Genomic DNA, 14,356 nt, shown 5'->3' with positions numbered 1-14,356 from the left:
TATGCGCCTGCAGCCAAAAGCCAGCGATTTTATAGGCGAAAGCCACCTTGCCCCGCTGCATGGGTCCTTGAGACAAGGGCCATGAAACACGGCGCAAAGCCTGCTCCGAGGTAACGGAGCGGACCGGGCGGCGTTACGTAACGTGTGCCGTAACAGACCGTTGCTGAGACATTGTGATCAATAACAAAAACCATACAAATCAATATCTTAGGAAGATTCCTAGGCCATCCAGACCTGCCACCGGCACATGGCATGCATGTTGCACAAAAGGGCTCGACAGATTTCACGGCTTCCAAGCCACCGTCTGACCTTGTCGTTTCAACCCTTGTCTGGAGAGAGCAAATGACCGCCCAATCGATGCAGCCCACTGGCAACACCACCGTCAGCCCCGTGCAGTTTGCTGACCAGCAGCCCTCCACCGTTGTGCTTGCACAGCTGGGCACATCGAACACGCAGCCCGGCGCGGCTGCGGTGCTCATGCCCCGGGGCGCCGGTCCCGCCACGATGTCCCAGGTCAGCCCGGGCGTGCAGATCGTGCGCAACGGAGAAACCCTGATGGCCCAGCCCGGCAGCGCGCTGCAGGTGGGCGACAAGATCATCGTGCCCGCCGACGGCAGCGCCAAGGCGCTGTTCCAGGGCAAGGACGGCCAGACCCTGGTCGGCACCTTCGAGGGCGGCACGCAGGCCACGCTGACCCAGCGCGACGGCGACGGCGCAGGGGCCATGGTGCTGGACCTGGCCTCTGGCAACGTCCAGGTGGCACCCGCCAATGACGGCGACGCCCTGGGCCTGATCGTCACCAAGGAAAGCGCCGCAGCCGCAGCCGGTGGCTCCGTGCTCAGCGACTTCCTGCTGGCCGGCCTGATCGGCGCGGGCGGCGTGGGCCTGATCGCAGCAGCCAACAGCAGCGACGACGATCCGGCGCCCCCGCGCCCGACCGACCCCACCAACCCGACGAATCCGACGGATCCCACGAATCCGACCAACCCCACGAACCCGACAAACCCCACCAATCCGACGGACCCCACGAATCCGACCAATCCCACGAACCCGACAAATCCGACCAATCCTACGAATCCGACCAATCCCACGGATCCTACGAACCCGACCAACCCCACCAATCCAACAAACCCAACGAACCCGACCAATCCGACGGACCCCACGAATCCGACCAATCCCACGAACCCGACAAATCCGACCAATCCTACGAATCCGACCAATCCCACGGATCCCACGAACCCAACCAACCCTACGAACCCGACCAATCCGACCAACCCTACGGATCCCACGAACCCGACCAATCCCACGAACCCCACCAATCCGACCAACCCCACGGATCCCACGAACCCGACCAATCCCACGAACCCCACCAATCCGACCAACCCCACGGATCCTACGAACCCGACCAATCCCACGAACCCCACCAATCCGACCAATCCCACGGATCCGACGAACCCGACCAACCCCACCAATCCCACGGATCCGACGAACCCGACCAACCCGACCAATCCCACGGACCCCACCAATCCGACGGATCCCACGGACGGCCATGGCCTGATCACCTCAGTGCAGGACGTGGTGGGTGCGCTGTCCGGTGGCACGGTCGCCGGTCCGGTGGGCAACCTGATCGATACGCTGGTCAATCCCGGCAGCGGCACGCTGTCCGGGGTGACAGGCCTGCTGGAGAGCCTGACCAGCACCAATGGCGGGCCGCTGGGCGTGCTCACCGAGCTGGTGGACGGCCTGGTCAATATCCAGAATCAGGGCCTGGAGCCCCTGATCAGCACGCTCAATGAGCTGCTCAAGGGCCTGGACGAAGCGGGCTCCGGCGGCTCCATCGGTACGGTAGTGGACAACGTGCTCGGCGGCCTGCTCGACGAAGACGGTGCGCTGGGCGGCCTGCTGGCCGGCGTGGGCGGACTGCTGGGCGGCCTGGTGGGCGGCGGAACGGGCAATCCTCCCGGTACGCCGGACAGCGGCGTGGTCACCTCCGTGCAGGACGTCGTGGACGGCCTGCTGGGCGGCACCGTGGCGGCCCCCGTGGGCCAGTTGCTCGATGCGCTGACCAATCCCACGGACGGACTGCTGTCCACCGTGACCGGCGCGCTGGAGAACCTGACCAATGTCGAGGGTGGCCCCCTGGGTGTGCTGACCGAGCTGGTCAATGGCCTCACCCAGGTGGACGGCGAAGGCCTGGCCCCCGTGATCGGCACGCTCAACGAGCTGATTGCCGGTCTGGGCAACGGCCTGGGCGAAGATGGGCTGGGCGGACTGGTCGGCAGCCTGCTGGGCGGCCTGGTGCCCGGTGGCGGCACGGGCGGCGGCACGGGTGAAGGCCTGGTCACCACGGTGCAGGATGTGGTGGACGGCCTGCTTGGCGGCACCGTCGCAGCCCCTGTGGGCCAACTGCTGGACGCGCTGGCCAATCCCACCGATGGCACGGCCTCGGTCGTCACCGGCCTGCTGGAAGGCCTGACCAGCGTGGACGGCGGCCCCCTGGGCGTGCTGACCGAATTGGTCAACGGCCTGACCCAGGTGGACGGCCAGGCCCTGCAGCCGGTGATCGGCACCCTCAACGGCCTGATTGCCGGCCTGGGCAACGGCCTGGGCGAGGGCGGCATCGGCGAGCTGGTGGACGGCCTGCTGGGCGGCCTGATCCCGGGCGGCACGGGCGGCGGCAGCGGTGATGGCCTGGTCACCACGGTGCAGGATGTGGTGGACGGCCTGCTCGGCGGCACCGTCGCAGCCCCTGTGGGCCAACTGCTGGATGCGCTGACCAATCCCACCGATGGCACGGCCTCGGTCGTCACCGGCCTGCTGGAAGGCCTGACCAGCGTGGACGGCGGCCCCCTGGGCGTGCTGACCGAACTGGTCAACGGCCTGACCCAGGTGGACGGCCAGGCCCTGCAGCCGGTGATCGGCACCCTCAACGGCCTGATTGCCGGCCTGGGCAGCGGCCTGGGTGAAGGCGGCATTGGCGAGCTGGTCAGCGGCCTGTTGGGTGGCGACGGCGGCCTGCTGGGCGGCGTGATCGGCGGCGACGGTGGCTTGCTGGGCGGCGTGCTTGGCGATGACGGCCTGGTCGGCGGTCTGCTGGGTGGCGACGGTGGCCTGCTGGGTGGTGTGCTTGGCGATGACGGCCTGGTTGGCGGTCTGCTGGGCGGCGATGGTGGCCTGCTGGGCGGCGTGCTTGGCGACGACGGCCTGGTCGGCGGCCTGCTGGGCGGCCTGGTTCCGGGCGGCGGCACAGGCAGCGGCGACGGCCTTGTCACCACGGTGCAGGACACCGTTGGCGACCTGCTCGGCGGCACGGCCGGCGCCCCTGTGGGCCAGGTGCTGGATGCGCTGATCGACCCCGGCACCGGCGCACTGTCTGTGGTCACGGGTCTAGTGGAAGGCGTGACCCAGGTCAACGGTGGTCCGCTGGGTGTGGTGACGGACCTGGCCAACGGTCTGACGCAGGTCCCGGGCCAGGCACTGCAGCCGGTGATCGGCACCGTCAATGGCGTGCTGGCCGGCCTGACCGGCGGCGATGGCCTGCTGGGTGGTGTGGTCGGCGGCGACGGCGGCTTGCTGGGTGGCGACGGTGGCCTGCTGGGCGACGTACTTGGCGGCGATGGCGGCCTGCTGGGTGGCGTCCTTGGCGATGATGGCCTCGTCGGCGGTCTGCTGGGCGGCGTCCTTGGCGGCGATGGCGGCCTGCTGGGCGGCGTACTTGGCGATGACGGCCTGGTCGGCGGTCTGCTGGGTGGCGACGGTGGCCTGCTGGGCGGTGTCCTTGGCGATGATGGCCTGGTTGGCGGCCTGCTGGGCGGCGATGGCGGCCTGCTGGGTGGAGTGCTTGGCGATGACGGCCTGGTCGGCGGTCTGCTGGGTGGCGACGGTGGCCTGCTGGGCGGTGTCCTTGGCGATGATGGCCTGGTTGGCGGCCTGCTGGGCGGCGATGGCGGCCTGCTGGGTGGAGTGCTTGGCGATGACGGCCTGGTCGGCGGTCTGCTGGGTGGCCTGGTTCCGGGCGGCGGCACAGGCAGCGGCGACGGCCTTGTCACCACGGTGCAAAACACCGTTGGCGACCTGCTTGGCGGCACGGCCGGAGCGCCTGTGGGCCAGGTGCTGGATGCGCTGATCGACCCCGGCACCGGCGCCCTGTCCGTGGTCACGGGCCTGGTGGAAGGCGTGACCCAGGTCAACGGTGGTCCGCTGGGTGTGGTGACGGACCTGGCCAACGGTCTGACGCAGGTCCCGGGCCAGGCACTGCAGCCGGTGATCGGCACCGTCAACGGCGTGCTGGCCGGCCTGACCGGCGGCGATGGCCTGCTGGGTGGTGTGGTCGGCGGCGACGGCGGCTTGCTGGGTGGCGTGCTCGGCGATGACGGGCTGGTCGGCGGTCTGCTGGGTGGCGACGGCGGCCTGCTGGGCGGCGTCCTTGGCGGCGATGGCGGCCTGCTGGGTGGCCTCACGGGCGGACTGACGGGCGGCTCCGGCCTGGTCGGCGGCCTGCTCGATACGGTAGTGGGCGACAACGGCATCGTTGGCGGACTGCTGGGCGGCGACGGCGGCCTGCTGGGCGGCCTCACTGGCGGTCTGACGGGCGGCTCCGGCCTGGTCGGCGGGCTGCTCGACACGGTGGTGGGCGACAACGGCATCGTTGGCGGACTGCTGGGCGGTGACGGCGGCCTGCTGGGTGGCCTCACTGGCGGATCGGGCCTGGTCGGTGGCCTGCTGAACACCGTGACGGGCGACAACGGCGTCGTCGGCGGGGTGCTCAACACCGTGGCCGGTGACAACGGCGTCGTCAGCGGCGTTCTGGACACGGTGGCAGGCAACAACGGCATCGTCAGCGGCGTGCTCGACACCGTGGCCGGTGGCAGCGGCATCGTCAGCGGCGTGGTCGACACCGTGGCGGGTGACAACGGTGTCGTCAGCGGGCTGGTCAACACGGTGGCTGGTGACCACGGCATCGTCAGCGGCGTGGTCAATACCGTGGCCGGCGACAACGGAATCGTCAGCGGCGTGGTCAACACGGTGGCCGGCAACAACGGCATCGTCAGCGGCCTGCTGGGTGGCGGCAGCAGCGGCGGCGGCCTGCTGGGCGGGCTGCTGGGGGGATCGTCCGGCGGCGGGCTGCTCGGTGGCCTGCTGGGTGGCACATCGCACGCGGCAGCGGCCTCGGTCGCCGAGCTGGATCCGATTGCCACCTCCATCAGCAGCCATGCCAGCAGCACGGCCGATGCAGCAGCCAGCGTGCTGACGCAGCAACTGCACCACAACACCCTGCTCTGAGCGGCCGCGGCGCCTGCGGGCGCCGCATCCATCCCCTGCGCCGCCGCCCCACGGTGGCGGCGCACGTCCCAGGAGATCCTCCATGTCACACACTTTCAGGCTGTGCACCATCGTGCTGCTGGCCGCAGGGCTGGCCGCCTGCGGATCCACCGCCACCACCAGCACGCAGCGTTCCGAGCACCACTACGCCTTCGGCAAGACCCCGGCCCCGGCGCCGGCAAGCTCCGGCGTCGCGCCCGTGGTGGCCACCACGCAGGCCGACCAGCGCGGGCCCGCCAACGTCGCCCACATCGTCTACTTCGACTTCGACGCCTACACCATCCGCAACAGCGACCGGGCCATCGTGGAAAGCCATGCGCAGTGGCTGCGCAGCAATCCCGGGCGCTCGGTGATGCTGCGCGGCCATACGGACAGGCGCGGCGGCATCGAATACAACCTGGCGCTCGGCCAAAAGCGTGCCGACGCGGTGCGCAACAGCCTGCAGCTGCTGGGCGTGAACCCAGCCCGCGTGGAGTCCGTCAGCTACGGCAAGGAGCGGCTGGCCGACGAAGGCACGAGCGAAGAAGCCCACCAGCGCAACCGGCGCGTGGAATTCGACTACCGCTGAGCCGCCGCGCTCCGCATCCGCCTGCCGCCGGGCCGCCATGAAGGAACAGATCCGCACGCGGTCGGTGCACCGCGGCCCGGCGTCCCGTCCCCACGGGAAGAGCAGCCTCCCAATGACCCTGACCGAGGCCGAGAGCATGTTGTCGCAGCAATTGGCAAATGGCCTGGAGTACCTGGCACGGCACATGGTGCTGCTGCCCGAACCCTACCCCGGCTGCATTCTTTTCTTCACGGTGTCGGCCGAGAACAAGGTTGCCTCCGTCTTCCACGTGCGCGCCACCACGCTGGAGGCTGCCTGGCGCGAGGGTGCGACACGCGTGCGCCAATGGGCCTGGGCCCGCAAGCGTGACGAGGTCGATCTGCGCATCGACTGGGCGCAGGACATCACGCCCCTGAAGGCGGACAGTCCGCTGCCGGACTGCAGGGCCTGGACCCAGGCGCCCATGCGCTCCCTGGCCCTGGCTGATGCCGGTCTGGAGCGTGCGCAGCTGCTGCAGCCCCTGCTGCCAGATCCGCACCCGCTGGGCAGTGAAACAGGCAGCGCCCAACGGCCCCTGCACCCGCCCTGCCTGCTGCTGCACCTGCGCGGCATCTATATCAGCGGGGAGCAGCCCGCCCTGGCCGTGCCGCGCACCGACCCGCCCGAGCAGCGCCTTTGGCCCCACCTCGTGCCCGTGCACGCTGCGCTGCAGCAACTGCTGGCGCAGCAGGGCAAGGACGGAAGCTGGCCCGGTTGCGGGGATGTCTGCGACCACCTGGGCGTGACCTACGCCCTGCTGCAGGCCCAGCGCCATGCGGGCAGCGCCGCGCTGGCGCAGGCCATTGCGCTGGCCGTGGACCATGTGGAGCAACGGCTGCAGCCATTGCCCGGCGACTGCCTGCCCAGCGCGCTGGCCATGCTGGTGCTGGCCCGCCACCTGCGCAACAGCTTTGTCCTCGGGCCGGGAGCCGACAGCCAGGCCCGCGCCCGCATTCCGGCGCTGATGGACCCGCTGGCGGAAAGCCTGCTGTCCATGGCTGCCGCTTCGGCCAGCACCACCAAGGCTGCCGCCGCTGCCGCCAATGCCGCTGAAGCAGGCACACCCCGCTCCGGCCAGCCCATGCTGACCTGGGCCGAGCTGGCCATGCATGTCTATGCAAGCTCGCGCCCCCCCACCAGCGACAGCCCCACGCTGCGCGCGGCGCGCAGCGCCCTGCCCGACACGGCGGCCCTGCCTGCCGCCTTCCTGCAGGCCGCGCTGCCGCAGCTGCTGGGCATGGATGGCGGCAATGACGGCAATGGCGACGACGATGGCGACGATGGCGAAAGTGTCGAGAAGGCAGGCGCCCTTTGTGCACGCTGGATAGGCATTGCCCTGGTCGAGAGCCTGCAGCTCGACGCAGGCCTGGAGCCGCAGCCCACCGACCTGCTGCGCCAATGGCAGATCAGCCTGCAGCGCCATCTGCAAGGCATGGCCCAGCGCGCCATCTGGCCTGAGCAGGCGCTGTACCTGCCGCCCGCCCGGCGCCGCCATGCAGCCTTTGCCGATGGCAGCCTGCGCCAGGTCCTGCAGTCCCCGCGCGAAATCGCCTGGCTGCTGGCATCCAGCCTGGCAGGCCTGGAACTACTGGACGCCCTGACCCAGGCACTGCGCGCGGCCACCAGCCATGCCGCTGCCGAATCCGGGGAAGACGCGCTGCCTGCGCAGGCAGGCCACGGCTTGAGCGCGGGCGACAGCCCTGCCAAAGCTTCCCCGCCCTCGCCATCACTCTCCCTCGCGTCGCGGGCCGATGAGACTGCGGGCCAGCCGGCTTTCCCGCCCCCGCCGGCTCCATGTACCCGCCCATGTCCTGGGACAGAGCTTCCCTGGCCGAACTGATGAACGGGCGCTGGGTGGATGCAACGACAGAGCCCAGCACAGATAGCGGCACCGGCTGCGCGGGATTGGACGCCAGCCGCCTGCACCACCAGCCCGGCGCCGCCGTGCTGGTGCGGCGTGCGGGCATGGCCCTGGGCGTGCAGGCTGCGGCCCTGCCCACGCTGCGCGCCTCGGCGCTTATCAGCAGCAGCCCGCAGGGCCTGCTGGACCACGGCGTTCCGGTGCTGCATGTGCCTGATATGGAAGAGGGCCTGCGCAATCTGGCGCAGGCGGCCCGCCGCCGCATCCAGTCGCCCGTGGTCGCCGTCAGCGGCTGCGTGGGCAAGACCTCCACCCTGGGCATGATGCGCCAGTGCCTGCAGGACGGGGGGGACGCGCGTGGCGATGCCCTGCTGTCCCAGGGCACGGCGCTGCAGATGATCAATTGGAGCGAGGCCTCGCCCTGCGCCCTGCTGGAGCTGCCATTGCAGGCACTGCGCGGCGACCTGCCGCTGATTGACCCAGATATTCTGGTTATTACTAATCTTTCAATAAATAACACCCCCATTCAGGGGAGTCCGAGCCCTCCGGACAGGCCGGTCTGTCCGGTGAAAGAAAATACGAAGCATTGCAGGAAGTGCTTGAAGCCATGCAGCTCATGCACAAAGGCAGTGCGCTGGTCACCGATCAGGACATAGGTGAAAACCCCAGTGTTATTGAGCATGCCAAACGCATGGGACTGCGCCTGATCACGTTTGGCCCCCATTGCAATGCACAGGTCCGTGAAATGGGGTTTCACAATGGAAATCTGCAAATAGGCATGGGCAGCCTGCGCCTGGGCATTTCCCTGCAATCCGACGGCCACCACATGGCACTCAATGCGCAGGCGGCCCTGGCGGCCCTGCATGCATTGGGCTATGCGCCCGCACAGGTGCAGGCTTCCCTGGCCCATTGGCAGCCCATGATCGGAGCCGGGCAGCCGCAGCTCCTGCCCAGTGGAATCTGCCTGCTGGACCACAGCCTGAGCAACCACTTACTGTCCATGACAGCTGCATTTTCCCAACTGCAGTCGGTCGCTCCCCATGTGAGCAGAAGGCTGATCGTGCTGGCGGGCATACAGCCCGGCCAGGCCAGCATCGACGCTGCGCAGCTGGCCCTGGAGCCGCTGGTGCGGGATGCCCAGGCCCGGCGCGTGCTGCTGTACGGGGAGCCGCTCAGGCCGCTGGCGGCAGCCTTGGGCGATCTTTTGCACGTCAATTGGTATGACGATCTGAATCAGCTGATTTGCTCGCTGCTGAGAACTACCCATAAAGGCGATACGGTTTTGTTGGCCGGCCGCGCCACGACCAATCTTGCCCTGGCGGCCGATGCCATACGAGATAGTTTCAGTGGGCACGGGGGCCATTTAATAGCGTCTATTCAGGCTCCCTGCTTTGATCCACATCAAAAACAAATGAACATGCATTCTTGATTGAATAAAACTTATAGAGGGCTGTATATAACTCGCTACAGTGTTTGTGAAACGAGTACCTTTACATTTTGTAAAGATGCTTACTAAGCCCATCAGAACATGATCCGATACCTTCTTCCCCGTCAGTTGGCCAAGGCCACGGCGATGCCGTCGGGAACGGAGACGGTGGGGGCTTTTGCATCTGCCATCGCCGAGTCCTTCGACCGGGCTGCGCACCAGCTGCGCCGGGCTGGCTGGCTGTCGCTGCCCATCAGTCTGCTGGGCCTGCTGCCGTCCATCTTCCTGCTGCAGGTCTACAACCGCGTCATTGCGCGTGGCGGCACCGCCACCCTCACGGCCATGGTGGCGGGCGTGCTGTTCTTCCTGGGTGTGGAATGGTGGCTGCGGCGCAGGCGCGCCCGCGCCCTGCGCGAAGCCGGCGCCATGATCGACCGCGACGTGTCCCAGGCGCTGATGCACTCCATGCTGCGCCACCCGCTGGCCGCGCTGGAGCAGCGCTCCTCCAGCCAGTGGCTGCAGCTGTTCCGCGACGTGAGCGCCATGCGCTCGGGCATGTCCGGGGGCCTGGCGACCTCGCTGCTGGACCTGCCCATGGCCCTGCTGGCCCTGGTCGTCATCGGCATCATTGCCTGGCCCGTGCTGCCGGTGATTCTGGTGGCCATGCTCATCATGGGCGTGCTGGCCTGGTGGTGGGCCGACGAGGTGCGCAGCGGGCGCGTGGAGGAAATCGCCCAGGCCCGCATGCTGGACCGGGGCACGGCCGAGATCTGCAATGCCCGCGCCACGCTCAAGGTGCTGGGCTACGACGCCGCCGCACGCCAGAACTGGCAAAGCGGCTATGACCGCTGGCTGGCCGAGAGCTTTGGCAAGAACGGCGAGATGGAGAACGCACGCGAGGCCAGCACCGTGCTGCTGACGCTGTTCTCCATTGCCGTGATCACCGTGGGCGCCATTGCCATCAATGCGCAGTGGATGAGCATCGGCAGCCTGATGGCCGTGAACCTGCTGTCGGGCAAGGCGCTGGGCCCCATCTCGCAACTGGCCAGCAACTGGCGCTCGCTGGCCCATGCCAACGAGGCCGCACGACGCCTGCAGGCCGTGCTGGAGGAACCCGTCGAGGCCATGACCGACACCGTGGACCTGCCCCGGCCCCAGGGCCGGCTGCGCCTGGACCAGGCAAGCTTCCACTACCCGGGCGGCCATGTGGCGCTGGAGCAGGCATCGCTGGAGATCGGCCCCGGCGGGCTGCACGCCATCGTGGGGCGCAACGGCGCCGGCAAGTCCACCCTGGCCAAGCTGCTGGCCGGCCTCTACCAGCCCACGCAGGGGCGCATCTTCATCGATGAATACGACATGGCCCAGTTCCCGCGCGCCGAACTGGGCCGCTGGATAGGCTGCCTGGCCCAGCAGGTGTACTGGTTCAGCGGCCCCATCGTGGACGGGCTGCGCATGGTCAACCCCGATGCCGACGACCACAAGATCGTCACCGCCTGCCAGATCTCGGGCGCGCACGGCTTCATCAGCCGCCTGCCCCAGGGCTACCAGACCGTGCTGGGCGAAGGCGGCGCGGGCCTGTCGGCCGGCGAGCTGCGCAAGCTGGCCCTGGCCCAGCTGTTCCTGCGCAACCCCTCGGTGCTGATCCTGGACGAGCCCAGCAACGACCTGGACTTCGAGAGCGAAACCGCGCTGCTGCAGACGCTGCGGCAGATTGCGCTCAAGCACACGGTCATCGTCGTCACGCACTCGCTGCGCGTGGCCTCCATGGCCCAGCACCTCTACCATGTGCGCGGCGACGGCGGCATCGAGCATGGCTCGCCCCAGCTGCTGCTGCCCCAGCTGTTCGGCTCGGCGCGCGAGCCTGCGGCTTCCGCAGCTCCCGCAGCACCCGCAGCGTCCGCAGCCCCCGCAACGCCGGCCGACCCGGCTCCGCATGCCGATCACCCCGCCGTGGCGCAGGAGCTTGCCTCATGAGGGCCGGGCGCTACGACGACCTCCCCCTGGTGCTTCGCCAGTCGAGCGAAGCGCAGGCGGCCGTGCACGGCCAGCCGCCTGCGGACGCGTCCGGCGCAACGCCCCCCACCCCTGGCCGCACCGCCCTGGCGCGGGGCAAGTGGCTGCTCGTCATCCCCGTCGCCGCCCTGGTGGTCACCGGCCTGTTCTATCCGGTGGAGAACGTGGTGGTCGCCAGCGGCCAGGTCATCCCTTCCGACCGCGTGCAGACCGTGCAGCATCTGGAAGGCGGCATCGTCACCGCCGTCCATGTGCGCGAAGGCCAGGCCGTGACCCAGGGCCAGCCGCTGCTGGAAATCGACCTGGGCAGCAACAGCCTCAACCTCGAACAGCTCACCGCCCGCATGGCCACGGCCCAGGCCGTCAAGGCGCGTCTGGGCGCGGAAAGCCAGGGCCGGCCGCTGCAGCGCACCGCCTTCCCCGCCGACCTGGACGCGCAGGTGGTCCAGGCCGAACTGGGCGCCTTCTCGGCGCGCGCGCTGGAGCACCAGGGCAGCCTTGCCGCAGCCCAGGCACAGCTGCAGCAGGCGCGCGGCGACGTGGCCCAGGTGCAGGCGCGCATCGAGGGGTTGGAGACCAATCTGCGCCTGCACCAGCAGGAGGCCTCCATTGCCGGCCAGCTTGCCTCCGAGCAGCTGATAGGCCAGCTGGAAGTGCTGGACAAGCAGCGGGCGCTGGAGCAGGTGCGGGCCGAGCTGGCTGCCTCGCGCCAGACGCTTTTCAGCAACCGCGCCAAGATCGAGCAAGCCCAGGCCAAGCTGCAGGAGACCCAGGGTGCCTTCCGCCGCCGCGCCTCCGACGAGCTGGCCCAGACCGAACGCGAGCTGGCCAGCCTCAACGAAGACCTGGTCCGCGCCCGCACCCAGCGCACGCGCACCGCCGTGCTGGCGCCCACCAGCGGCTTCGTCAAGGGCCTGCGCAGCTCGGGCGCAGGCTGGGTGGTCAAGCCCGGCGAGCCCATCCTCGAAATCGTTCCGGACAAGGACGAAGTCATCGTCGAGGCGCGCCTGAGCCCCGCCGACCGTGGCTATGTGCACCCCGGCCAGGCCACCCGGGTGAAGATCTCGGCCTACGACTTCCTGCGCTACGGCTCGGTGCCCGGCCAGGTCACCCTGGTGGCTGCCGATGCCGACCGCGATCCCAACCTGGCCGACTCGCCCTCGTACTTCCGCATCCAGGCCAGCCTGGAGCAGCCCTGGGTGGGCCGCACCGACAACCGCATCACCACCGGCATGCAGGCCGAGCTCGACCTGCTGCTGGGCCACGAACCCTTTATCTGGTATTTGCTGCGGCCCGTGCTGCGCATCCAGAGCGAAGCCTTCCGGGAGCCCTGATGCCAGGCCGCCCGACCTCCCCTTCCATGGGCTGGCACGCCCGCTGCCACGCCCGGCTGCGCCAGCTGCTGGCCGCTGCCTGCTGCCTGTCCGCACTGCAGGCGCTGCAGGCCGCTGCCGCGCCCGTGGCTGCGGTGGACAGGGACCTTGATACGGACATCGGCATGGTTGCAGCAGCCGCGCCCGTATCCGCAACACCGGACCCCGTGGTCCTGCGCCTGGCCCAGCACCTCACGCCCGGCACCCTGGCCAGCGACGGCGGGCAGCGCCGCCTGCTCGATGCCCTCTACGCCCTGATCGACGAATACCCCGACGTGCGCAAGGCGCGCGCCGCGCTGGAATCGGCCGGGCATGACGTGAACACCGCGCGCGGCGCGCGCTGGCCCACCTTCAAGGTGGGTACCAACACGGGCGATGCCAAGCTGCGCCGGGGCCGCGAGTCCTACACCGCCGTCAACGCCGAAGTGCGCATGGCCCTGCTGGACGGCGGCGCCATCGGCGCGGGCATACGCTCGGCCGAATCGCAGGAGGCGGCCCAGGGCAGCGTGCTCTACGGCACGCGCCAGAACGTGCTGCTGGAGGCGCTGACCGCCCTGCTGGAGCTGCACCGCTTCGAGGACAAGGCCCGCGTGGCGGCCGAGTCGGCGCGCATCATCGGCCAGCTGGCGCGCATCGAGGAGCGCCGCGCCGAACTGGGCGCCGTGGGCCGCAACGACCTGCGCCAGGCCGCCTCGCGCCAGGCCGGCGCCCTGGCCCAGCAGCACGCGCTGGAGTCGCAGCGCATGGATGCGCAGGCCCGCTTCACGCGCTACTTCGGCTTCACGCCCCAGCCCGGCTGGCTGCCCCAGCTCAACGTGCCCGTGCAATGGATGCCGGCCAACGAGGACTCGGCCCTGCAGGCCTCCGAAACCGTCAGCCCCGAGCTGCAGGAGATGGAGCAGCAGATCGAGAAGGCCCGCGCCGAAGTGGACCGCAGCAAGTCCCAGCGCTTTCCCACGCTGGCCGCCGTGGTGGCCCACACGCGCGACCCCAGCGGCGTGCTCTATGCCGAGGGCACGCGCTACGGCGTGGAGCTGAGCTGGAACTTCGGCAACGGCTTCGAGCTGCGCGACCGCATCCTCAAGGCCATCAACGAACTGCAGGCCCAGGAAGCGCAGCAGGAAACCGTGCGCCGCCAGGTGCGCGAAACCGCCTCCGCCGCCTGGGGCCGCACCCAGTCCGGCCGCCAGCGCGAAAGCCAGCTGGCCGACGCCGTGCGCGAGGCGCGCGCCGCCTTCGAGGGGCGCCGCCGCCTGCTCGAAGTCGGGCGCGGCAGCCTGGCCCAGGTGCTGGACGCCCAGCTGGACATGCAGCGCCTGCTGCTGGACGAGGCCGACGCCATCTACGACCAGCGCATCAACGAACTGCGCCTGGCACGCACCACCGGCCGCCTCCTGCCCCAGGACCCGCCCGACCATTGGCTGAACGCGCTGTTCACCCCGCAAAAACCGATTCCGGCAGGTGGTGGTGCGCCAGGCACTGCCCCCATGGACGAGCCCGGGAACGCACCCGGCCCTGCGCCCGACATCCAACCCGGCCCTGCGCCCTCGCGCATCCGCCCCGAACCCCAGGACGCTGCCGTGGCCACCCTGTCCGCCAGCGCCATGCCCCAACGAATACAGCTGCGCCTTGAGCAGCAGTTGCGCCCCGTTTCAGACGCTTTTCCAACCACCGCCTCGCGACAGCAGTGGTGAAGTGAGAAGCGGCAGGTGAGGTTTCCCGTGCAGCGGCCGGCTTCTGCCCATCGCCAGCCGCCGCCATCGACAACGATGGGC

Annotated in this window: 8 protein-coding genes; all 8 read left to right on the top strand. The window is 69.3% G+C overall.

What is annotated here, in order from left to right; translation table 11 throughout:
• Positions 1-342 precede the first annotated feature (342 nt).
• Positions 343-5,283, top strand: coding sequence for a hypothetical protein (locus BO996_RS09765; RefSeq protein WP_071954624.1), 4,941 nt, complete (start codon positions 343-345; stop codon positions 5,281-5,283).
• Positions 5,284-5,365: 82 nt separating this feature from the next.
• The gene (locus BO996_RS09760) at positions 5,366-5,890 is read left to right on the top strand and encodes an OmpA family protein (protein WP_071954623.1); all 525 of its coding nucleotides are present in this window, start codon (positions 5,366-5,368) and stop codon (positions 5,888-5,890) included.
• A 112-nt stretch (positions 5,891-6,002) separates the two neighbouring features.
• On the top strand, positions 6,003-7,748 hold the full coding sequence (locus BO996_RS29650) for a hypothetical protein (protein WP_232240502.1): 1,746 nt from the start codon (positions 6,003-6,005) through the stop codon (positions 7,746-7,748).
• A complete protein-coding gene (locus BO996_RS29645; protein WP_232240501.1) occupies positions 7,715-8,425 on the top strand; it encodes a hypothetical protein in 711 nt (236 codons plus the stop codon). Before BO996_RS29650 ends, BO996_RS29645 begins: the two co-directional genes overlap by 34 nt.
• Entirely contained in the window at positions 8,377-9,198 is an 822-nt protein-coding gene (locus BO996_RS29640) for a hypothetical protein (RefSeq protein WP_232240500.1), read from the top strand. The genes BO996_RS29645 and BO996_RS29640 overlap by 49 nt, the downstream gene beginning before the upstream one ends.
• Positions 9,199-9,297: 99 nt before the next feature.
• A complete protein-coding gene (locus tag BO996_RS09750) occupies positions 9,298-11,169 on the top strand; it encodes a peptidase domain-containing ABC transporter (RefSeq protein WP_071954622.1) in 1,872 nt (623 codons plus the stop codon).
• Positions 11,166-12,542 (top strand): HlyD family type I secretion periplasmic adaptor subunit, encoded by a 1,377-nt coding sequence (locus BO996_RS09745; RefSeq protein ID WP_043823924.1) that lies wholly within the window; start codon positions 11,166-11,168, stop codon positions 12,540-12,542. Before BO996_RS09750 ends, BO996_RS09745 begins: the two co-directional genes overlap by 4 nt.
• Complete coding sequence (locus BO996_RS09740; RefSeq protein ID WP_071954621.1) at positions 12,542-14,275, top strand: TolC family protein; 1,734 nt, start codon at positions 12,542-12,544, stop codon at positions 14,273-14,275. The genes BO996_RS09745 and BO996_RS09740 overlap by 1 nt, the downstream gene beginning before the upstream one ends.
• Positions 14,276-14,356: the final 81 nt, after the last annotated feature.

Source organism: Delftia sp. HK171 (assembly GCF_001886655.1).
GTDB classification, from domain to species: Bacteria; Pseudomonadota; Gammaproteobacteria; order Burkholderiales; family Burkholderiaceae_C; genus Comamonas; species Comamonas acidovorans.
The sequence above is the reverse complement of the archived record's forward strand: the minus strand, read 5'-3'. Positions and strand labels throughout refer to the sequence as shown.

What these genes read in the sequence shown, in the direction of transcription:
- BO996_RS09765 (WP_071954624.1), top strand. Translation starts at nt 343, where the DNA reads ATGACCGCCCAATCGATGCAGCCCACTGGCAACACCACCGTCAGCCCC.
- BO996_RS09760 (WP_071954623.1), top strand. Translation starts at nt 5,366, where the DNA reads ATGTCACACACTTTCAGGCTGTGCACCATCGTGCTGCTGGCCGCAGGG.
- BO996_RS29650 (WP_232240502.1), top strand. Translation starts at nt 6,003, where the DNA reads ATGACCCTGACCGAGGCCGAGAGCATGTTGTCGCAGCAATTGGCAAAT.
- BO996_RS29645 (WP_232240501.1), top strand. Translation starts at nt 7,715, where the DNA reads ATGTCCTGGGACAGAGCTTCCCTGGCCGAACTGATGAACGGGCGCTGG.
- BO996_RS29640 (WP_232240500.1), top strand. Translation starts at nt 8,377, where the DNA reads ATGCAGCTCATGCACAAAGGCAGTGCGCTGGTCACCGATCAGGACATA.
- BO996_RS09750 (WP_071954622.1), top strand. Translation starts at nt 9,298, where the DNA reads ATGATCCGATACCTTCTTCCCCGTCAGTTGGCCAAGGCCACGGCGATG.
- BO996_RS09745 (WP_043823924.1), top strand. Translation starts at nt 11,166, where the DNA reads ATGAGGGCCGGGCGCTACGACGACCTCCCCCTGGTGCTTCGCCAGTCG.
- BO996_RS09740 (WP_071954621.1), top strand. Translation starts at nt 12,542, where the DNA reads ATGCCAGGCCGCCCGACCTCCCCTTCCATGGGCTGGCACGCCCGCTGC.